We start from the raw sequence: 19200 nt of genomic DNA on the forward strand, positions 1-19200 counted from the left end.
GTACGTACGGATTCGGGCCTCAGGCATTTTTGGGGCGTTCTCAGGGCTTGTGGCCGACCGCCTCCTCGTACAGCTTCCTGTTCACCGTCTTCGACTCCGGCAGCGGATCGCCCTCGGAGACGCCGGCCGCCTTGTACGCGGCCTGCAGCCGGTCCGTCGTGCCGGAGCGGATCTCCCAGTCCATCCGGAGGGACGGCGTCTCCTCCAGGACCTTCTTGTCCGTCTTCAGGAGGCGGGCCAGCTCGGCCACGAAGGCGGGGTCCTTCTTGTAGTCGTCCCGGAAGTACGTGTTCACGGTGCGGATGTACGCGCGCAGGAACGCGACGCCCGCGTCCGGGTCCTTGCTGAGGAGGTTCGGCCCGTACAGGAGGCCGCCGAGCGGCTCGCCCTGCGGCTGGCCGCCGAGGAACGCGTAGCGCTTGTCGCCGTCGACCTTGCGCCAGATCGGGTCGAGGAGCCAGGCCGAGTCGACCCCGCCGTTCTGCAGCCCGGTCAACACGTCGGCCGAGCCGAGCTGTTGGAACTGGATCTTGTCGAGGTCGCCGCCGTGCTTCTTCAGGGCGATGTTCATCGGATACGAGGCGACCGAACCCTTGCCGATCAGCGTGCCCATCTTCTTGCCCGCCATCCGGACCTGGGCGGCGCTCTGCCCTTCCTTGAGGCGCACCCACAGTCCGCTCTTGGACTTGGGGTCGGGGGAGAAGTTGCCGGACACCCACTTGATGTCGAAGCCGCCGAGGATGCCGTTCATGACCGCCGCTTCCGGGGCGGCCCACTGCGCGTCGATCTCGCCCTTGGCGAGGAGGGGGAGGGCGTCGGGCGTCGGGAGGACCTTGAGCTTCACATCCAGGCCCTCCTTCTTGAACTCGCCCTTCTTGACGGCCATCTCGAGCGGGGCCACGTACTCCGCGCTCAGCGTGCCCGTCGCGATGGTCAGCTTGCGCGGCTTGGCGAGCTTGACCGGAGCCGGCGCCCCCTTGTCGCAGCGGGCCGGCTTCCGGTCGGGGGAGCGGTCCTTCGGATCGGTCCAGGAGCCCTCTGCGCAGCCGGCGACCGCCTTGATCGCGCGAGGCCCGGCCGCGGAGTCGGACGGGGTGTCGGTCTTGGCGCAGGACGTCGTGCCGAGCAGCAGGGCGCCGACCGTGAGCAGGGTCGTACCCAGGTATGTCGTACCTACGTATCTGGTGCGCATGGGTCCTCCGTACAAGAATGTGGGTGGCAGGAGTCAGGACTGGCCGCGGCCGCGGTCGCGTGGGGCCCAGGGGGTGAGGAACCGGCCTGCCAGGCGCACCAGTTCGGAGAAGAGGACACCGAGGGCGGCGACACAGACGATGCCGACGAACATCACGTCGTTCTGGAAGAGGGCGCGGGCGTCGAAGATCAGATGGCCCAGGCCGTCGTTCGCGGCGATCTGCTCCGAGGCGACGATGACCAGGACCGCGACACCCGCCGCGATGCGGGCGCCGACCAGGACGGCGGGGAGCGAGGCGGGTAGCAGGATGTGCCGGAACATCTGCCAGGGGGACGCGCCGAAGACCTGCCCCGCGTCCCGGTGCCCGGTGGGGACGGAGATGACCGCCGCCATCGTCGAGATCCACACGAAGAAGAAGACCGTTGCCGCGACGAGGGCGATCTGCGGCCCCTCGCCCAGGCCGAACATGTTCAGGAAGACCGGCAGCAGAGCGAGCTTCGGCACTACGTAGAGGGCGTCGAGCAGCGGTTCGAGCGCCGCGCGGACCAGGGAGATCGAGCCCATGAGAAGACCGAGGAGGTAGCCCGACACCGTACCGATGACGTAGCCGGCGAGGACCCGCTTCAGGGTGGCCCAGACGTCCGGCCACAGTTCGCCGTCGGCCGCGCGCTGCCAGCCGTCGGCGAGGATCGTGGACGGGGCCGGGTAGATGCGCTCGTCGATCCAGGACTGGGAGGCCGCGAGCTGCCAGAGCAGGATCAGGACCACGGGGACGGCGATCGCGAGGGAGAGTTCGAGGGCCCGGCGCCGGTGGCGAGCGCGGGTGGGGTGGAGTTCCTCCGGGCCCGGAGCGCGGACCAGCAGGTCGTCCGGGGCCTTCGTCGAGGTGAGCGAGCTCATGCCGGGACCGCCTCCTGGTGCACCTCGCCGCGCAGCAGGTCCCACAACTCGCCCTTCAGGGAGGTGAATTCGGGGGCATCGCGGATGTCGCCGGTGCGGGGGCGCTCGAACGGCGGCCGACGCTCGGCGATCACGCGTCCCGGCCGGGCCGACATCACCAGGACCCGGTCGCCGAGGACGATCGCCTCCTCCAGGCTGTGCGTGATGAAGAGTGTGGTGGTCCGCGTCGTCTGCGTGAGCGCCAGGAGCTCGTCCTGGAGGATCGTGCGGAGCTGGGCGTCGAGGGCCGCGAAGGGCTCGTCCATGAGGAGGATCTCTGGCTCCACTGCCAGCGCCCGCGCGATCGCGACGCGCTGGCGCATGCCGCCGGAGAGGGCGGACGGGTAGGCGTCGGCGAAGTCGGCGAGGCCCATCCGGGCGAGCCAGTCGCGGGCGCGGGCGTTCGCCTCCTTGCGCGGGGTCTTCTGGATGTCGAGGCCGAAGCGGACGTTGGCCAGGACGGTCTTCCAGTCGTAGATCCCGTAGTCCTGGAAGATCATGGCTGCCGGGCGGGGGCTCGTCGTGCGGATCTCCAGGGTGCCGCTGGAGGGGCGGGTGAGGCCTGCGGCTATCCGGAGCAGGGTGGACTTTCCGCAGCCCGAGGGGCCGACGACGCAGACGAACTCGCCGGGGGTGACCGTCAGGTCGAGTGGTCCGAGGGCGTGCGTGGTGCCGAAAGTCCTGGTGAGTGCGCGGGCTTGGAGCTTGGGATGCATGGGCCCTCCGGGGTGCGGCGGATTCTCGTGGGCGACCGCGAGAATATGACGACCCGTCAGATTGCGGAAGGGGGTGCGTGGTTGACGCATGCACTGAAGGGCGCCCGACCGGTGGCCGCACAGCACAAAGGCCCGCACCATACGGTGCGGGCCCAGTGGAGCAGGTGGGGGGGGGCGGAGCTACGCCTTCGCCGCGCAGTTCGGGCACAGTCCCCGGTATGTGACCTCGACGTCCGAGATGGTGAAGCCGAAGCGCTCGTCGGACGGCAGGGCGGTGAGCGGATTGCCCGTCGGGTGCACGTCGCGGATCTGGCCGCACACGTCGCAGACCAGGTGCTGGTGCGGGCGGTGCGCGTTCGGGTCGTAGCGCTTGGCGCGCTTGTCCGTCGCGACCTCGATCACCTCGCCGAGCGAGACCATCTCGCCCAGCGTGTTGTAAACGGTGGCCCGGGAGATCTCGGGGAGCTTCGCCGTCGCGCGGGAGTGCACCTCGTCGGCAGTGAGATGCATGTGGTCCCCATTGAGTACCTCGGCCACGACGCGCCGCTGGGCAGTCATGCGCCAGCCGCGTCCACGCAGTCGTTCCAGCAGGTCACTCATAGGGCCAGCCTAACAGTCAGGGGACCTTGGCCCCGATCGGATGTGACTTTGGAGCTTTCCTTGACTTAGACATTGTCCATTGTAGGATCAGGTTCGGCTATAGCCAAGCGGCAGGACGACTCGGGAAGGGCCCCAAATGTCCGAGAATCACGAAGAATTTGTCACGGACCCCAACGCGGAGGCGGGTGGTTGTCCGGTCGCGCACGGCCGAGCCGCGCATCCGACGCAAGGGGGCGGCAACCGGCAGTGGTGGCCCGAGAGCCTCAATCTGAAGATCCTTGCGAAGAACCCGGCCGTGGCGAACCCGCTGGGTGAGGAGTTCGACTATGCCGAGGCGTTCGGCTCCCTCGACCTCCCGTCGGTGAAGCGCGACATTGCCGAGGTCCTGACCACCTCGAAGGACTGGTGGCCGGCCGACTTCGGGCACTACGGCCCGCTGATGATCCGTATGGCCTGGCACTCGGCCGGTACGTACCGGATCAGCGACGGCCGCGGTGGCGCGGGCGCGGGTCAGCAGCGTTTCGCCCCGCTCAACAGCTGGCCGGACAACGGGAACCTGGACAAGGCCCGCCGGCTGCTGTGGCCCGTGAAGAAGAAGTACGGGCAGAACATTTCCTGGGCCGACCTTCTGATCCTCACCGGCAACGTCGCCCTGGAGACCATGGGCTTCGAGACCTTCGGCTTCGCCGGCGGCCGTCCCGACGTGTGGGAGCCGGACGAGGACGTCTACTGGGGCCCCGAGCAGATCTGGCTCGACGACAAGCGCTACACGGGCGACCGTGACCTCGAGGACCCGCTCGGCGCCGTCCAGATGGGCCTCATCTACGTCAACCCCGAGGGTCCCAACGGGAACCCGGACCCGATCGCCGCGGCCCGCGACATCCGTGAGACGTTCCGCCGCATGGCGATGAACGACGAGGAGACCGTCGCCCTCATCGCCGGTGGCCACACCTTCGGTAAGACGCACGGCGCGGGCGACGCCGACCTGGTCGGCGCCGAGCCCGAGGGCGCGCCCATGCAGCAGATGGGCCTCGGCTGGAAGTCGGGACACGGCTCCGGCAAGGGCCGCGACGCCATCACCTCCGGCCTCGAGGTGACCTGGACCGAGACGCCCACGCAGTGGAGCAACTACTTCTTCAAGAACCTCTTCGAGTACGAGTACGAGCTCACGCAGTCGCCGGCCGGCGCCAACCAGTGGGTGGCGAAGAACGCCGAGGCGATCATCCCGGACCCCGAGGACTCCTCGGTCAAGCGGCTGCCCACGATGCTCACCACGGACCTCTCGCTGAAGTTCGACCCGATCTACGAGCCGATCTCGCGGCGCTTCTACGAGAACCCGGCGGAGTTTGCGGACGCCTTCGCCCGTGCCTGGTACAAGCTGACGCACCGTGACATGGGTCCGGCCGTCCGCTACCTCGGCCCGGAGATCCCCTCCGAGGTGCTGCCCTGGCAGGACCCGCTGCCGGCGCACGAGGGCCTGGTCGTCACCGCCTCCGACATCGCCACGCTCAAGCAGCAGATCCTCGCCTCGGACCTCACGGTCCCGCAGCTGGTGTCCGCGGCCTGGGCCTCGGCCTCCTCCTTCCGCGGCAGCGACAAGCGCGGCGGGGCCAACGGCGCCCGGATCCGCCTCGAGCCGCAGCGCGGCTGGGAGGTCAACAACCCGGAGAGCCTCGCGCAGGTGCTCCGTGTGCTCGAGGGCATCCAGGAGTCCTTCAACGCCACCGGCGACAAGAAGGTCTCCCTGGCCGACCTGATCGTGCTCGCGGGCTCCGCGGCCGTCGAGCAGGCCGCCAAGGACGGCGGCGTCGAGATCGAGGTGCCGTTCACGGCCGGCCGTGTCGACGCCACGCAGGAGCAGACGGACATCGAGTCCTTCTCGGCCCTCGAGCCGAAGGCCGACGGCTTCCGCAACTACGTGGGCAAGGCCAACCGCCTCCCGGCGGAGTTCCTGCTCACGGACAAGGCGAACCTGCTGACCCTCAGTGCGCCCGAGATGACCGTCCTCGTCGGCGGTCTGCGAACCATCGGGATCAACACGGGCGGGTCGAAGCACGGCGTCCTGACCAACCGTCCGGGCACGCTGAGCAACGACTTCTTCGTCAACATCACCGACATCGACACCCAGTGGGAGTCGACGTCGTCCGCGCAGGACGAGTTCGAGGGCCGTGACGGATCGGGGCAGGTCAAGTGGACCGGCACCCGCGCCGACCTGGTCTTCGGCGCCAACTCCGAGCTGCGCGCGGTCGCCGAGGTGTACGCGAGCGACGACGCCAAGGAGAAGTTCGTGAAGGACTTCGTCGCGGCGTGGACCAAGGTCATGGACCTGGACCGGTTCGACGTGCGCTGATCGAAACCCGCTGATCGCGGATCGTTGACAGAGAGGGCCGGTCCCCTTCAAGGGGACCGGCCCTCTCTGTCATGTCCGGGAGCCGTGTCTACGCCGGGAGCGGAGCGGGCTGCCGCCGGGCCGGGGCCCAGCGGCGGATGATGTCGCGGACCGAGACGATGCCGACCGGCTCCTGCCCGTCGAGCACGATGAGGTGACGGAAGCCGCCGTGCGCCATGGCGGCGGCCGCCTCCTCCACGGTCCACGACGGCGCGGCGAAGACGACGTCCGTGGTGGTGTGGGCGCCGGCGGTCTCGAGGTCCGGATCCTGGTTCTGGCCCAGGGCGTTGAGGATGTCGCGCTCGGTCAGGATCCCGACGCCGCAGCCGTCCGGATCGAGGACGACGGCGGCGCCGATGCGGCGCGCGGACATCAGCCGGGCCGCCTGGCGCAGGGTGTGGTCGGGGCCGATGGTGAGGACCATCGTGCTCATGGCGTCACGGACGAGCATGGATGGAGCCACCTTCCTGTGTGAGGTACTTGTTGCACCGGGCCCGTATGGAACGAGAAACGGTTCACAAGTTCACAAGTGGGGGGACTCTCAGAGTTGCAGGTAAAGGGAACGCCAACAAGAGGGCGCGAGAGGTGAGTTCAGGCGCGCGAGCAGCTCAACCCGCGCTCACCCTCACACCGAAGCGCGCAGGTAGCTCAGCAACTGGTCGTGGAGCAGGCCGTTCGACGCCGCCGCGTTGCCGCTGTGCGGGCCGGGGCGTCCGTCGAGCCCGGTGTAGCTGCCGCCCGCCTCGGAGACGATGATCGACGGCGCCGCCATGTCCCACAGGGAGAGCTCCGGTTCGGCGCACAGGTCGACCGAACCCTCGGCGACCATCATGTACGGCCAGAAGTCCCCGTAGCCGCGCGTGCGCCACACGGCCCGCGTCAGGTCGAGGAACCCGTCCAGCCTGCCCTCGTCCTCCCAGCCGGTCAGCGAGGAGTACGCGAACGAGGCGTCCTCCAGGCGGCCCACCTTGGAGGCGTGGATGCGCGACGCGGAGGTCAGGCTGCGGCCCGTGTACGCGCCCGCTCCCTTCGCCGCCCACCAGCGACGCTGCAGCGCCGGGGCGGAGACGACGCCGACGACCGGCTGGTAACCGCCCTCGCCCGCCTCCATCAAGGAGATCAGCGTGGCCCAGACCGGGACGCCCCGCACGTAGTTCTTGGTCCCGTCGATCGGGTCGATGACCCAGCGGCGCGGGCCCGTGCCCTGGATCCCGTACTCCTCGCCCAAGATCGCGTCGCGCGGCCGAGCCCGTTGGAGGTTGCCGCGGATCAACTCCTCGGCGGACTTGTCCGCCTCGCTCACCGGAGTCATGTCCGGCTTGGTCTCCACCTTCAGGTCGAGAGCCTTGAACCGGTCCATCGTCGCGGCATCGGCGACGTCCGCGAGGACGTGGGCGAGCCGCAGATCATCTTGGTAGTCGGGCATGAGTGCACAGTATCGATCGTGGTACGCCGACTGCTACAGGGACCGATCCGACGGCGGGCCCGGTGTGCCCGACGAGGGGCCTTGACACCGCGTACGAGCGCGTCAACTGTGGCCACACAGGCCTTATGGAACCCGGCGAACCGGGGAGGCGACGATGCCTGCAGCGCGGGAATCCCTTCTGGAAGCGGCCTACACGGCGCTCGCTCGGCGACCGTGGGACGCGGTGCGGATGGTCGACGTGGCGGCGGTCGCCGGGGTCTCCCGGCAGACCCTCTACAACGAGTTCGGCAGCAAGGAAGGGCTCGCACGCGCCCTCGTACGCCGGGAGGCCGACGCCTATCTGGCGGGCGTGGACCGGGCGTTGAAGGAGGGCGGGCTCGACGCCGTGGCCGAGTGGACCGTCGCCGGCGCGCGGCGCAACCCGCTCGTGCGGGCCGCGCTCACGGGGTGCTGGAGCGAGCGCCTGCCCTCGCCGACGCTGTCCGCCGTGCCGTCCTCCTCGTCCGTGCCGGCCCAGCGTCGAGCGGACGGGCCGCTGCCTGCGCCCGGTGACTTCGTGGTTGCGGTGCGGGACCGGAGCGTGGCCGCGCTCGGGGTGCCGGGCGCGGCGAAGGGCGAGGCGGAGGCGCTGGCGCGGGACTGCGAGGTGGCGGTGCGGCTCGCGCTGTCCTGCGTACTGGCGCCGCCGGGAGAGGGCGGGGTCGCGCGGATGGTGCGGGAGGTCGTACGCCGGTAGCGCGGTCGCTCAGTGCGCCGAGCCCGACAGCTGGAGGCCGATGACGCCCGCGATCACCAGGCTGATCGAGACGAGCTTGAGGACCGAGACCACGTCGCCGAGGAAGACCATGCCGTAGATCGCCGTGCCGGCCGCGCCGATGCCCGTCCACACCGCGTAGGCGGGACCCACGTCGAGCTTCTTCAGGGAGAGCGTGAGGAGCCCGAAGCTGCCGAGGGCGAACGCGGCGAACGCGATCGTCGGCCACAGCCGCGTGAAGCCGTGGGAGAGCTTCAGGCAGACGGCGAATCCGGTCTCCAGGATCCCCGCGACGACGACCAGCAGCCACGCCATGTCCTTGTGCCTCCCGCGTTCCACTGATCTCTGAATGTCTGTGATCTTGCGTCCGGCTTGGTGCGATTATGCCCTTACCTGTGTGGCGTGGCAGCAAACAAGCGCGAGTTCAGTCGCCCTCCCGGCGCTCCCGTGTCGCGAGGAGGCGGCGAAGCGAGTACAGCCGGGCCGGGTCCGCGTGCCCCTCTTCCACGTAGGCGTCCAGGGCGCAGTCGGGCTCGTCGTGGCTGCACGCGCGCGGGCAGTTCTCCGTGCCCGGCTCCAGGTCCGGGAAGGCGTGGATGACGCGCGACGGGTCCACGTGGTGCAGTCCGAACGACCGCACGCCGGGCGTGTCGACCACCCAGCCCGCGTCCCCCGACAACGGCAGCGCGAGCGCCGACGTCGTCGTGTGCCGGCCACGTCCCGTCACCGCGTTGACATGCCCCGTCGTACGCCGCTGATCGTCCGGCACCAGGGCGTTGACCAGCGTCGTCTTTCCGACACCGGAGTGGCCGACGAACGCCGTGATCTTCCCGTCGAGCTGCGCGCGCACCCGCTCCACGGCCGTGCCGTCCTCCAGCTCCGTGCGGCTCGTGACGACGTACGGGATGTCGAGCGCCCCGTACAGGTCGAGCATCTTGTCCGGCGGGGCCAGGTCCGACTTCGTCAGGACGAGGAGCGGGGTGAGGCCGCCGTCGAACGCCGCCACCAGGCAGCGGTCGATCATGCGCGGGCGCGGCTCGGGGTCGGCGAGCGCCGTGACGATGGCCAGCTGGTCGGCGTTGGCGACGACCACCCGCTCGTACGGGTCGTCGTCGTCCGCCGTGCGGCGCAGCAGGGAGCTGCGGCTCCCGATGCGGACGATGCGCGCGAGCGTGTCCTTCTTGCCGGACAGATCGCCGACCACGGAGACCCGGTCGCCGACGACCGCCGCCTTGCGGCCCAGCTCGCGGGCCTTCATCGCGGTCACGGGGACGTCGTCGATGAGGACGGTGAGGCGGCCGCGGTCGACCGTGAGGACCATGCCCTCGGCCGCGTCGTCGTGCTTGGGACGGATGTTGCTCCGCGGCCGGTTGCCCTTGCGGTTCGGGCGCTGGCGGATGTCGTCCTCGTCGGTGTGCTTGCCGTAGCGGCGCATCGCGGTGTGCCCCTACGCCCGGTCGGTCCCGAGCATCGCGGCCCACATGTCGGGGAAGTCCGGCAGCGTCTTCGCGGTGGTCGCCACGTTCTCGATCTGTACGTCCCTGACCGCGAGGCCGATGATCGCGCCCGCGGTGGCCATGCGGTGGTCGTCGTACGTGTGGAAGATCCCGCCGTGCAGCTTGCGCGGGCGGATGTGCAGACCGTCGGCGGTCTCCGTCACGTCACCGCCCAGCTCGTTGATCTCCTTGGTGAGGGCGGCGAGCCGGTCCGTCTCGTGCAGCCTCAGGTGGGCGACGCCGCGCAGGGTGGACGGGGAGTCGGCCAGGGCGGCCACCGCGGCGATGCCGGGGGTCAGCTCGCCGACCTCGCTCAGATCGACGTCGATGCCGTGCACGCTGCCGGAGCCGGTGAACTCGAGCCCACGCTCGGTCAGTTCACAGCCGCCGCCCATCTGCGTGAAGATGTCGCGCAGCGCGTCGCCGGGCTGCGTCGTGTGCTCCGGCCAGTCGGGGATCGTCACCTTGCCGCCGGTGATCAGGGCCGCGGCCAGGAACGGCTGGGCGTTCGAGAGGTCCGGCTCGATGGTGATGTCCCGGCCGAGCAGGGCGCCGGGCGTGACCCGCCACACGTTCGGCTCGCCGCCCGACTCCGGGGTGTCGACCTGGGCGCCGACCGCACGCAGCATGTCGACCGTCATGCGGATGTGCGGCATGGAGGGCAGCGCCGAGCCGGTGTGCCGGACCTCGACGCCCTGGTTGAAGCGCGGGCCCGACAGCAGCAGGGCGCTCACGAACTGGGAGGACGACGAGGCGTCGATCTCCACCGGGCCGCCATCCAGGGCGCCCCCGCCGTGCACCGTGAGCGGGAGCGCGCCGCGCCCCTCGTCGTCGATGCGTGCGCCGAGCGCGCGCAGCGCGTCGATCACGCCGTGCAGCGGACGCTCGTACGACCGGGGGTCGCCGTCGAAGCGGATCTCCCCGTCGGCGAGCGAGGCGACCGGCGGCAGGAAGCGCATCACCGTGCCCGCGTTGCCGACGTCGACCGTGGCGGGCCCCTGAAGGCCGGACGGGATGACGCGCCACGCCTCACCTGACCCGCCGGCGCCGGAGGAGCTCGACGACACCGTCTCCTCGATGCCCACACCCATCTCGCGCAGCGCGGCCGCCATCAGCAGCGTGTCGCGGGAGCGCAGCGGGCGGCGCAGCCAGCCCGGCTCCGCGGCGAGCGAGGCGAGCACGAGCGCCCGGTTGGTGACGGATTTGGATCCCGGCACCTGAACAGTCGCGTCGACGGCTCCCCTCGCGAGAGGGGCGGGCCAGAGGGCGGTGTGGGCCGGGTTCGAGGTCATGCCCCAACTCTAGTCGGCCCCCGGGAAGGCACCTGCTCACAGCCCCAGCAGCCAGCGGCCACCGCCGAGCAGTGAGCACAGGGAGACGGCGTGGAAGAAGAAGAACCACATGCCCGCGGGGACGTGCGTGAGGCGCGAGAGTTGGTCGGCGTCCGAGTCTCCCGCGCCACCCCTGCGGCGCTTGCGCTGCAGCTCGAAGGCGGGGCGTACGCCGCCGATGAGCAGGAACCAGACGACGGTGTACGCGAAGGCCGCCTGGACCTGCGGCCCCGCGAGCCAGGAGACGAGGACGAAGGCGCCGCCCGTGACCACCACGGTCAGCGCCCCGTACGCGTTCCGGATCATTACCAGCATCACCACGAGCAGCGCCGTCGCCAGCCACAACAGCAGCGTGATGTGTCCCTCGGAGAGCAGCGCCGCGCCACCGAGGCCCAACAGCGGCGGGGCCGTGTACCCGGCGGCCGCGGTCAGGACCATGCCGAGCCCGGTCGGCTTGCCCCGACTGACGGTCAGACCGCTGGTGTCGGAGTGCAGCCGGATGCCGTCCAGCTTGCGGCCCATGAGGAGCGCGATCAGGCCGTGGCCGCCCTCGTGGGCGATCGTGATGGCGTTCCGGGTCAGCCGCCAGACGGCGTGCGGGACGATCGCGGCGAGCGCGACGACGGCCGTGGCGATCGTCACCCACTGATCGGGGTCGGACTGGGTCCCGAAGATCCGGTCCCAGAGGCTGGCGTCCATGTGTTTCGGCTGCTCCCGTTCGGGTTCGGTGGCGGGTCGGCATCTGGCACTGTGGCACGTATGTGCGGACGTTATGCATCGAGTCGCAGGCCCGAGGATCTCGCAGGAATCTTTGAGATCGAGAAGTGGGAGCCGGAGGAGGCCTATGAGGCCGACTTCAATGTGGCTCCCACCAAGGAGGTCTACGCGGTTCTCGACCGCCCTGTGAAGGACGCGGATACCCCCGGTCCGGTTCGCCAGCTGCGCAAGCTCAAGTGGGGGCTCGTGCCGTCGTGGTCCAAGACGCCGGAGGGCGGCGCCCGCATGATCAACGCGCGGGCCGAGACGGTGCACGAGAAGCCCTCGTACCGCCGGGCCTTCACCACGCGGCGCTGCATCCTGCCCGCGGACGGCTATTACGAGTGGGTGACCGCGACGGCCGAGCGCGACCTGGAGGTCGAGGGCAAGAAGAAGCGGCCCCGCAAGCAGCCGTACTTCGTGACGCCCGCGGACGGTTCGGTCTTCGCGATGGCCGGGCTCTACGAGTTCTGGCACGACCGGACGCTCCCGGACGAGCATCCTCTTGCCTGGTGGGTGACGTGCACGGTGATCACTACGGAGGCGGAGAGCGCGCCGCTCGGGGTTGCGCCGGAGGAGGGGCCGAGGTCGCTTGCCGATATTCATCCTCGGATGCCGTTGATGCTGACGCCTGACCGGTGGGACTCGTGGTTGGACCCGGGGCGTACGGATGTGGAGGACCTTCGTGGGCTCCTCGCGCCGCCTCGGGAGGGGTTGATGCGGGCGTATCCCGTGTCCACGGCGGTGAGCAATGTGCGTAACAACGGGGCCGATTTGCTGAAGGAGTTGGAGGGGCCGGAGGAAGGGACGCTGTTCTGAAGCGGTCGTACGGGGTTGACGTCACGGGGCTCTGCCCCGGACCCCGCTGCTCAATCGCCGCAGGGGCTTAATCGTGGGTCACCATGGCAGCGTGACCCGTATAGAGATCGTTTCCACCGAGACCGGCGACGCCCGCATCACCTGGCACGCCGCCAAGAAGCCGAAGCTCGTCCTGGCCGTGAGTCACGGTGCCGGGGGCGGCATCGAGGCGCGGGACCTGCAGGCCATCGCCGCCGCTCTGCCCGCCCACGGAGTGACCGTCGCGCTCGTCGAGCAGCCGTGGCGTGTCGCGGGGAAGAAGCTCGCGCCTGCCCCGAAGACGCTCGACAAGGGGTGGCGGGGGCTGTGGCCCGCGCTGGAGAAGCCCGGGTTGCCGGTGATCGCCGCGGGGCGGAGTGCGGGCGCTCGTGTCGCCTGCCGCACCGCGGGGGAGCTCGGCGCCGCCGCCGTGCTCGCCCTCAGCTTCCCGCTGCACCCGCCGGGCAAGCCGGAGAAGTCCCGCGCCGACGAACTCCTCGGCGCGGGCGTACCCACCCTCGTCGTACAGGGCGGCAACGATCCCTTCGGGAAGCCCGCTGAGTTCCCGGAGGGTGACGGCGCGTATGAACTCGCTGAAGTCCCCTACGGGGACCATGGCTTCGCCGTCCCGAAGCGTGCGGACATCACCCAGGACGAGGCCCTCGCCGTCATCACCGACGCCGTCACGAAGTGGACCGGATCACTCGTCTAGTCGCCGGGAATGTTGAGGGCGGGACGACTGTTGTGGTGACTGTCGGTGCACAGTGATCGTACGAGAGGAAGTCCGCCGCATGGGTTCAGTCGCTTGCCCCAGCCGTGCCACCACTCCTGACCTGGAGTGGAGCGTGCTGAGCGCGGCCAAGACCGCTCCTATTCGGGCGGCGGGCGGACCGGATCGTCGTCTATCCTCCGATTCGAGCGGGGTCTCGTTTGTCCCCGCTACGTCGCTTGAGGAGGTGGGTCCGGTCACAGGGACCGACGCAGGGACCGAGCACGGCCAGGCGGACGAGCGCCCGGAGCCGGCGGAGACTACCGCCGAGCGCAATGCCCGCTTCGAGCGGGACGCGCTGGAATTTCTCGACCAGATGTATTCGGCGGCCCTGCGCATGACGCGCAACCCGGCCGACGCCGAGGACCTGGTGCAGGAGACGTATGCCAAGGCGTACGCGTCCTTCCACCAGTTCCGCGAGGGGACCAACCTCAAGGCGTGGCTGTACCGGATCCTGACGAACACTTTCATCAACTCGTACCGCAAGAAGCAGCGCGAGCCCCAGCGCAGTGCCGCCGAGGAGATCGAGGACTGGCAGCTGGCCCGCGCCGAGTCGCACATGTCGACCGGTCTGCGCTCCGCCGAGTCGCAGGCGCTCGACCACCTGCCCGACTCGGACGTGAAGCGGGCCCTGCAGGCGATCCCCGAGGAATTCCGCATCGCGGTCTATCTCGCGGACGTAGAGGGCTTTGCGTACAAGGAGATCGCGGACATCATGGGAACACCCATCGGTACGGTGATGTCCCGGCTGCACCGTGGCCGTCGCCAGCTGCGCGGCATGCTCGAGGACTATGCCCGTGACCGCGGGCTCGTCCCGGCCGGTGCCGGTCAGGCGAACGAAGCGAAAGGCTCGGGCTCATGAGCTGCGGAGAGCCGCACGAAACGGACTGCAGTGAAGTTCTCGATCATCTCTACGAGTTTCTCGATCATGAGATGCCGGACAGTGACTGCACCAAGTTCGAGGTGCACTTCGAGGAGTGCTCCCCGTGCCTGGAGAAGTACGGCCTGGAGCAGGCCGTGAAGAAGCTGGTGAAGCGGTGCTGCGGTCATGACGACGTGCCCACCGATCTGCGGGCCAAGGTCATGGGGCGGATCGAAGTGATCCGCTCCGGCCAGGCCACGCCCGAAGAGGGCATGGGCAACCCGCTCGCCTGAGCCGAGCTGCTTGTTCACCCGATCGTGCGAATCCGGGGCCCCCGGCCCCGGCAATCCCCGCGATGCCGCGCGAGCGCCCTCCCGCGCGTCCTATCCTCCCTGAACTGAACGCCTTGGGGAGGGAGTTGGGGCATGCGGTCGGTTCCGCCTGTGGCCCGTGCGTATGTGCTCCTGACCGCCGGTTTCGCCGTGGTCTGCGCCGCCCCCGCGTTCTCCGCCGCCACGTCGTGGCCCGGCGTCGCGCTGCTCGCGCTCCTCTACGCGGGGTGTGAGCAGCTCGGCCGCTGCCGGCTGGTCGGGCGGCGCGCGCCCAAGGGGATGGGCACCTTCTTTCCCGTGCTGCTCGCCGGGGCGTTTCTGCTGCCGCCGGCCGCCGCCGCGCTCGTCGCCCTGCCCGGTGCCCTGCTCGCCTCCGTCGAGCGGCGGCCCGCGTGGCTGCGCAAGGTGTGGCGCGCGGCCCAACTCGCCCTCGCCACCTGGGCCGCGGCGCGGGTCTTCGGCGCGCTCGGCGGGCCCGAGGCGGTCGCCGACCCCCGGTTCCCTTACGCGCTCGTGCCCGGAGGCGCCGCCGTCCTCGCGTTCTGCGCCGCGCTCACCGTGCTCGACGGGGGCGTGCTCGCCACCGCGGAGCGGGTTCCGCTGCGCGGCGCCTGGCGCGGGCTCTTCCTGCGGATGCTCGCGCCGGTGGCCGCGCACGGGCTCGCCGGGCTCGTGATGGCGACCATGTGGACCAGTTCGTACGGTCCGCTCGCCGCGCTGCTCGTGCTCCTGCCGATGTACATCTCCTGCTGGGTGTTCGCCCAGTACCAGCGGGAGTGGTCCGCCCACCAGGCGACGATCCGGGCGCTCGTGCAGGCCGTCGACATCAAGGACGGATACACGCGCGGGCACAGCGAGCGGGTCGGGCAGGCCTCGATGATGATCGCCCGCGAACTCGGGATGGTGGGGGAGCGGGTGGAGGCCCTGCGGTTCGCCGGGATCCTGCACGACGTGGGGAAACTCGGCGTGCCCACGCGGTTGTTGCGGAAGGACGGGCCACTGACACCCGAGGAGCGCGAGGTCATCCAGCTGCATCCCGAGTACGGGCACGAGATGGTGCGGGGAATCGCGTTCCTGGGCGAGGCGCGGGCGGCGATCCTGCACCACCATGAGCGGCTCGACGGGAGCGGGTACCCGTACGGGCTCGCGGGGGCGCAGATTCCGGAGTTCGCGCGCGTGGTGGCGGTCGCGGACGCCTTCGACGCGATGACCTCCACGCGTACGTACGCGCGGGCGCGTCCCGTGACGGTCGCGATGGCGGAGCTGGAGCGGTGCGCGGGTTCGCATTTCGATCCGGTGATGGTGGGGGCGTTGGTGCGGGTGCTTCAGCGGGACGGGTGGCATCCCGTGGTCACGGCGGACGAGGCGGTGGTGCCCCCGGCCCGCACGGAAGGCGTTGCCGCGCCGGGGGCGGCCTCCCTGTGACGGGGACGGAGCCGGAGCGCCGCGCCGAAACGGGCGGCGTGCCCAAGGCGGGCCGGATGTCCGGGGTGCTGGTGATGGTGTTCGGGGTCGCCGTGGCGGTCGCCGCCGTGGCGCTCGGGGACACCGTCTGGCACGGCGTCGTCGAGCGGGGGAACGCACTGGCGTTCGGGGTCCTCGTCGCCGTGGGGGAGCTGGCCCGGTGGGGCGGCGCCGAGGACCGGGAGGCCGCGCCGCTCGGGGCCGCGGGGGCGCTCGCGTACGCGTTGCTCGGAGAGGTCGCGGGGCGGCCCACGCACCATGGCGCGCTACAGGTCGTCGCGATCGTCGTCGCGGGCACGCTCGTCGGCTGCATACCGCATGTGGCGCGCGGCAAGGGCGCCTCGCTCGACCACGTGACGCGGCGCGTGCTCACCGTCGCCTTCGCCGCCGTCTGCTTCCAACCGCTCTACAACGAAGGCGTGTTGACGGAGTGGCCAGGGGACGGCGCGTACTACGCGCTGTTGCTCGTCGGGCTGCTTGTGCTCACCGCGCTGTGCGATGCCGTGCTCGCCGCCACCATGGCGCACGCCAGGACGCGCTGGCCGTTCGGCCCGCTGCTGCGCGACGAACTGCGGGCGATGCTCGGGATCGGATCGGCCGTGTGCGCGACCGGGGCCGTCATGGCGCTCGCCGTCGCCGTCGCCGGGCTGTGGGCGCTGCCGCTGATCAGCCTGCCGCTGCTCCTCACCCAGCTGGCGTTCCGCCGGTACTCCGTCGTCAAGGCCACATACCGGCAGACCATCACCTCACTGGCCCGTGCCACCGAGATCGCCGGCTACACCCCGCACGGGCACGCCCGCCGGGTCGCCGCGCTCAGCCGGGCCGTCGGCCGCGACCTGGGGCTCTCGCAGCCGGACCTGTCGGTCCTCGAGTACGCGGCGCTGATGCACGACATCGGGCAGCTCTCGCTCGTCGACCCGGTGACCGAGGGCGCCACCGCCGCGCTGCCGCCCGCCCAGCAGCGCCGGATAGCCCTGCTCGGCGGCGCCGTCGTCCGCCAGACCGGGGTCGACACCCAGGTGGCCGTGGTGGTCGAGCGGCAGGCAGACCCGTACCGCGAGCAGCCGCTCACCGCCCGGATTGTGCGGACAGCGAACGCGTACGACGAGATGGCGAGGGAACAGGGACCTCAGGGGCCGCTCAGGGCCCTGGAAAGCCTCCGTCTGGCCACGGGGCGCGACTACCAGCCGGAGGTCGTCGAAGCGCTGGCCAGGGTGGTCGCGAGCCCCGGTCTGAGCCTAGGGTCGGTTGGGTAACCCATGGGTAATGAGCGGTCGTCCGAACGTACGTGGTTGGATGCGAAGCAACCCAGAAAACGCAGAACAGGCAAGGCACGCGGAACACGCAGAGACTCAGAGTCCGGGGGCCCAGGCCTCGAGTATCGGCAGGCGGGAATCGTGAGGATCTTCGGCAAGGGACGGCACCGGCCCTCCGCCTCCTGGCGGCAGGCCACGGATCGCGCGTTCACGCTGATCGGCGACGGCCGGTACGAGGACGCGGGAGCGCTGCTCACGCGGGCCGCCGACCTGGAGCCCTGGCTGTCCGAATCCTGGTTCAACCTCGCGCTGCTGCACAAGTTCCGGCACGACTGGGAGCAGGCCCGCTCGACCGGCCTGCGGGCCGTCGCCCTGCTCGAGAAGGAGGGCGGGGCACCGGACTGGTGGAACGTGGGCATCGCCGCCACCGCCCTGCAGGACTGGCCGCTCGCGCGCAGGGCCTGGCAGGCGTACGGGCTGAAGGTGCCGGGCGGCGTCGCCGCTGCCGGTGAGCCGACCGGGATGGACCTCGGGAGCGCCGCCGTGCGGCTCTCGCCCGAGGGCGAGGCGGAGGTCGTGTGGGGGCGCAGGCTCGACCCCGCGCGCATCGAGCTGCTCTCCATCCCGCTGCCGTCGTCCGGGCGGCGCTGGGGCGAGGTCGTGCTGCACGACGGAGTCCCGCACGGCGAGCGGACCACGGCGTCCGGGAACTCGTACCCGGTCTTCGACGAGATCGAGCTGTGGGCGCCCTCGCCGGTCCCCACCTGGGTGGTCCTCCTTGAGGCCGCCACCGAGGACGACCGGGACGCGCTGGAGCGGCTGGCCGCCGACGCGGGCTACGCCGCCGAGGACTGGTCGTCCTCCGTCCGGCTGCTCTGCCGGACGTGCTCGGAGTCGCGGATGCCGTCCGACGAGGGGGACGGCACGCACGTCGATCCGCACGACCACAGCGAGCCGGGCCATCCGGGGCCGCTGGGGCATCGGACCGACGGGCAGTTGTGGGTGCCGGAGCGGGAGTGCGGGGTGGCCGCGCCCGCCTCGCTGGTGCGGGGGTTGCTCGACGGGTGGGTCGCGGATTCGCCGGACTCGCGTGACTGGCGGGACCTCGAAGAGGTGTGCTGAGCGGCGCGGCCGGGCCCCCGTACCCTGTTAACCAGCATTCTCACCCCGTTTCCCAGGAAGGCTTACGCCCGTCATGGCTCAGCAGGACACCGATCAGCGACACGCAACGGGCGAGGCCGTGCTCCCCGTCGACGACGAGGGATTCGTCGTCGACACCGAGGACTGCGAGGCGCGGGAGGCCGCGTACCGCGAGCGCGGCGCGTCGCGGCCGATCACTGTCGTCGGGAACCCGGTGCTGCACACGGAGTGCAAGGACGTCACCGCGTTCGACGACGAGCTGGCGAAGCTCGTCGACGACATGTTCGCGAGCCAGCACACCGCCGAGGGCGTGGGCCTCGCCGCCAACCAGGTCGGCGTCGACCTGAAGGTCTTCGTGTACGACTGCCCGGACGACGACGGCGTGCGGCACACCGGCGTCGTCTGCAACCCGGTCCTGCGCGAGCTGCCTGCCGAGCAGCGGCGCCTCGACGACTCCAACGAGGGCTGCCTGTCCGTGCCGACGGCGTACGCCGAACTCGCGCGCCCCGACTACGCGGTGGTCGACGGCCAGGACGAGAAGGGCAACCCGATCACCGTGCGCGGCACCGGCTACTTCGCGCGCTGCCTGCAGCACGAGACGGACCACCTGTACGGGTACCTGTACATCGACCGGCTGTCGAAGCGGGAGCGCAAGGGCGCGTTGAAGCAGATGGAGGAGGGGACGCCGCGTTACCCGGTGGTCCCCAACGTCTGAGCAACTGTGGTTTCCCCTTGAGGGAGTTGAGGCGTCATGCGGCGCCCGGTACGGAAGTGACCTCCGGCCGGGCGCCGTTCGCATGTGCGGGCAGAGGCATGCGGCCCGGCCGCGTACCGCCCGAATCCGGTCATGGCACGTGAAGAATCAGGAAGTGCGGGGTAGTGAGGGGAGCAAATCTGTTCCCACGGCGGTCAGTTATGGTGCTGAATAGAAAGCGCGGGGT

General features: G+C 70.5%; 20 protein-coding genes. 10 read left to right on the forward strand and 10 right to left on the reverse strand.

The genetic code is table 11. The features are described 5' to 3' along the window. Nucleotides 1–40 precede the first annotated feature (40 nt). The 4 genes from ACWD2L_RS21755 to ACWD2L_RS21770 all read right to left on the reverse strand — a co-directional run bounded on the left by ACWD2L_RS21755 (nucleotide 41) and on the right by ACWD2L_RS21770 (nucleotide 3447). On the reverse strand, nucleotides 41–1192 hold the full coding sequence (locus ACWD2L_RS21755; RefSeq protein WP_351339028.1) for an ABC transporter substrate-binding protein: 1152 nt from the start codon (nucleotides 1190–1192) through the stop codon (nucleotides 41–43). Nucleotides 1193–1225: 33 nt separating this feature from the next. Continuing rightward, nucleotides 1226–2092 carry an ABC transporter permease gene (locus tag ACWD2L_RS21760; protein WP_351339026.1) on the reverse strand — a complete coding sequence of 289 codons (867 nt, stop codon included), beginning with the start codon at nucleotides 2090–2092 and terminating at the stop codon, nucleotides 1226–1228. After that, nucleotides 2089–2847 carry an ABC transporter ATP-binding protein gene (locus tag ACWD2L_RS21765; RefSeq protein WP_351339024.1) on the reverse strand — a complete coding sequence of 253 codons (759 nt, stop codon included), beginning with the start codon at nucleotides 2845–2847 and terminating at the stop codon, nucleotides 2089–2091. The genes ACWD2L_RS21760 and ACWD2L_RS21765 overlap by 4 nt, the downstream gene beginning before the upstream one ends. Nucleotides 2848–3027: 180 nt before the next feature. After that, nucleotides 3028–3447 carry a Fur family transcriptional regulator gene (locus ACWD2L_RS21770; RefSeq protein ID WP_351339021.1) on the reverse strand — a complete coding sequence of 140 codons (420 nt, stop codon included), beginning with the start codon at nucleotides 3445–3447 and terminating at the stop codon, nucleotides 3028–3030. Between the two features lie 136 nt (nucleotides 3448–3583). Between ACWD2L_RS21770 and katG the strand changes: the two genes are divergently transcribed. Further along, on the forward strand, nucleotides 3584–5797 hold the full coding sequence (gene katG, locus ACWD2L_RS21775) for a catalase/peroxidase HPI (protein WP_351339019.1): 2214 nt from the start codon (nucleotides 3584–3586) through the stop codon (nucleotides 5795–5797). Nucleotides 5798–5885: 88 nt separating this feature from the next. Here katG and ACWD2L_RS21780 read toward each other — a convergent pair whose 3' ends face one another. Beyond that, nucleotides 5886–6287, reverse strand: coding sequence for a CBS domain-containing protein (locus tag ACWD2L_RS21780; protein ID WP_351339017.1), 402 nt, complete (start codon nucleotides 6285–6287; stop codon nucleotides 5886–5888). A gap of 174 nt (nucleotides 6288–6461) precedes the next feature. Next, a complete protein-coding gene (gene hisN, locus ACWD2L_RS21785; protein WP_351339014.1) occupies nucleotides 6462–7262 on the reverse strand; it encodes a histidinol-phosphatase in 801 nt (266 codons plus the stop codon). A gap of 154 nt (nucleotides 7263–7416) precedes the next feature. Between hisN and ACWD2L_RS21790 the strand changes: the two genes are divergently transcribed. After that, complete coding sequence (locus ACWD2L_RS21790; RefSeq protein ID WP_351339011.1) at nucleotides 7417–7998, forward strand: TetR/AcrR family transcriptional regulator; 582 nt, start codon at nucleotides 7417–7419, stop codon at nucleotides 7996–7998. Nucleotides 7999–8007: 9 nt separating this feature from the next. Here the strand turns inward: ACWD2L_RS21790 and ACWD2L_RS21795 are convergent, their stop codons facing one another. The 4 genes from ACWD2L_RS21795 to ACWD2L_RS21810 form a co-directional block, all read right to left on the reverse strand. Next, nucleotides 8008–8331 carry a DMT family transporter gene (locus ACWD2L_RS21795; protein ID WP_351339008.1) on the reverse strand — a complete coding sequence of 108 codons (324 nt, stop codon included), beginning with the start codon at nucleotides 8329–8331 and terminating at the stop codon, nucleotides 8008–8010. A gap of 109 nt (nucleotides 8332–8440) precedes the next feature. After that, complete coding sequence (gene rsgA, locus ACWD2L_RS21800) at nucleotides 8441–9451, reverse strand: ribosome small subunit-dependent GTPase A (protein ID WP_351339006.1); 1011 nt, start codon at nucleotides 9449–9451, stop codon at nucleotides 8441–8443. 12 nt (nucleotides 9452–9463) lie between these two features. Further along, the gene (gene aroA, locus ACWD2L_RS21805; protein WP_351339004.1) at nucleotides 9464–10804 is read right to left on the reverse strand and encodes a 3-phosphoshikimate 1-carboxyvinyltransferase; all 1341 of its coding nucleotides are present in this window, start codon (nucleotides 10802–10804) and stop codon (nucleotides 9464–9466) included. Between the two features lie 36 nt (nucleotides 10805–10840). Next, nucleotides 10841–11542 carry a M50 family metallopeptidase gene (locus tag ACWD2L_RS21810; protein WP_351339002.1) on the reverse strand — a complete coding sequence of 234 codons (702 nt, stop codon included), beginning with the start codon at nucleotides 11540–11542 and terminating at the stop codon, nucleotides 10841–10843. A 60-nt stretch (nucleotides 11543–11602) separates the two neighbouring features. Between ACWD2L_RS21810 and ACWD2L_RS21815 the strand changes: the two genes are divergently transcribed. From ACWD2L_RS21815 to def, 8 genes are all read left to right on the forward strand, one after another. After that, a complete protein-coding gene (locus tag ACWD2L_RS21815; RefSeq protein ID WP_351338999.1) occupies nucleotides 11603–12418 on the forward strand; it encodes an SOS response-associated peptidase in 816 nt (271 codons plus the stop codon). 91 nt (nucleotides 12419–12509) lie between these two features. Beyond that, nucleotides 12510–13148: an alpha/beta hydrolase family protein gene (locus ACWD2L_RS21820; RefSeq protein WP_351338997.1), complete on the forward strand. Its 639-nt coding sequence runs from the start codon at nucleotides 12510–12512 to the stop codon at nucleotides 13146–13148. Nucleotides 13149–13392: 244 nt separating this feature from the next. Beyond that, nucleotides 13393–14067 carry an RNA polymerase sigma factor SigR gene (gene sigR, locus ACWD2L_RS21825; RefSeq protein ID WP_351338994.1) on the forward strand — a complete coding sequence of 225 codons (675 nt, stop codon included), beginning with the start codon at nucleotides 13393–13395 and terminating at the stop codon, nucleotides 14065–14067. Further along, complete coding sequence (gene rsrA / locus ACWD2L_RS21830) at nucleotides 14064–14360, forward strand: mycothiol system anti-sigma-R factor (RefSeq protein WP_351338991.1); 297 nt, start codon at nucleotides 14064–14066, stop codon at nucleotides 14358–14360. Before sigR ends, rsrA begins: the two co-directional genes overlap by 4 nt. A gap of 132 nt (nucleotides 14361–14492) precedes the next feature. Beyond that, nucleotides 14493–15824 (forward strand): HD-GYP domain-containing protein, encoded by a 1332-nt coding sequence (locus ACWD2L_RS21835; protein WP_351338988.1) that lies wholly within the window; start codon nucleotides 14493–14495, stop codon nucleotides 15822–15824. Nucleotides 15825–15880: 56 nt separating this feature from the next. Next, nucleotides 15881–17119 carry an HD-GYP domain-containing protein gene (locus tag ACWD2L_RS21840; protein WP_351339038.1) on the forward strand — a complete coding sequence of 413 codons (1239 nt, stop codon included), beginning with the start codon at nucleotides 15881–15883 and terminating at the stop codon, nucleotides 17117–17119. Between the two features lie 141 nt (nucleotides 17120–17260). Then, a complete protein-coding gene (locus ACWD2L_RS21845) occupies nucleotides 17261–18241 on the forward strand; it encodes a tetratricopeptide repeat protein (protein ID WP_351338985.1) in 981 nt (326 codons plus the stop codon). A 73-nt stretch (nucleotides 18242–18314) separates the two neighbouring features. Continuing rightward, on the forward strand, nucleotides 18315–18974 hold the full coding sequence (gene def / locus ACWD2L_RS21850; protein ID WP_351338982.1) for a peptide deformylase: 660 nt from the start codon (nucleotides 18315–18317) through the stop codon (nucleotides 18972–18974). Nucleotides 18975–19200: the final 226 nt, after the last annotated feature.

It is taken from the genome of Streptomyces sp. NPDC002754 (genome assembly GCF_053592315.1).

Excerpts from the sequence above, each read along its gene's own strand:
- ACWD2L_RS21755 (WP_351339028.1), bottom strand. The coding sequence starts at position 1,192 with ATGCGCACCAGATACGTAGGTACGACATACCTGGGTACGACCCTGCTC.
- ACWD2L_RS21760 (WP_351339026.1), bottom strand. The coding sequence starts at position 2,092 with ATGAGCTCGCTCACCTCGACGAAGGCCCCGGACGACCTGCTGGTCCGC.
- ACWD2L_RS21765 (WP_351339024.1), bottom strand. The coding sequence starts at position 2,847 with ATGCATCCCAAGCTCCAAGCCCGCGCACTCACCAGGACTTTCGGCACC.
- ACWD2L_RS21770 (WP_351339021.1), bottom strand. The coding sequence starts at position 3,447 with ATGAGTGACCTGCTGGAACGACTGCGTGGACGCGGCTGGCGCATGACT.
- katG (WP_351339019.1), top strand. The coding sequence starts at position 3,584 with ATGTCCGAGAATCACGAAGAATTTGTCACGGACCCCAACGCGGAGGCG.
- ACWD2L_RS21780 (WP_351339017.1), bottom strand. The coding sequence starts at position 6,287 with ATGCTCGTCCGTGACGCCATGAGCACGATGGTCCTCACCATCGGCCCC.
- hisN (WP_351339014.1), bottom strand. The coding sequence starts at position 7,262 with ATGCCCGACTACCAAGATGATCTGCGGCTCGCCCACGTCCTCGCGGAC.
- ACWD2L_RS21790 (WP_351339011.1), top strand. The coding sequence starts at position 7,417 with ATGCCTGCAGCGCGGGAATCCCTTCTGGAAGCGGCCTACACGGCGCTC.
- ACWD2L_RS21795 (WP_351339008.1), bottom strand. The coding sequence starts at position 8,331 with ATGGCGTGGCTGCTGGTCGTCGTCGCGGGGATCCTGGAGACCGGATTC.
- rsgA (WP_351339006.1), bottom strand. The coding sequence starts at position 9,451 with ATGCGCCGCTACGGCAAGCACACCGACGAGGACGACATCCGCCAGCGC.
- aroA (WP_351339004.1), bottom strand. The coding sequence starts at position 10,804 with ATGACCTCGAACCCGGCCCACACCGCCCTCTGGCCCGCCCCTCTCGCG.
- ACWD2L_RS21810 (WP_351339002.1), bottom strand. The coding sequence starts at position 11,542 with ATGGACGCCAGCCTCTGGGACCGGATCTTCGGGACCCAGTCCGACCCC.
- ACWD2L_RS21815 (WP_351338999.1), top strand. The coding sequence starts at position 11,603 with ATGTGCGGACGTTATGCATCGAGTCGCAGGCCCGAGGATCTCGCAGGA.
- rsrA (WP_351338991.1), top strand. The coding sequence starts at position 14,064 with ATGAGCTGCGGAGAGCCGCACGAAACGGACTGCAGTGAAGTTCTCGAT.
- ACWD2L_RS21835 (WP_351338988.1), top strand. The coding sequence starts at position 14,493 with ATGCGGTCGGTTCCGCCTGTGGCCCGTGCGTATGTGCTCCTGACCGCC.
- ACWD2L_RS21840 (WP_351339038.1), top strand. The coding sequence starts at position 15,881 with ATGTCCGGGGTGCTGGTGATGGTGTTCGGGGTCGCCGTGGCGGTCGCC.
- def (WP_351338982.1), top strand. The coding sequence starts at position 18,315 with ATGGCTCAGCAGGACACCGATCAGCGACACGCAACGGGCGAGGCCGTG.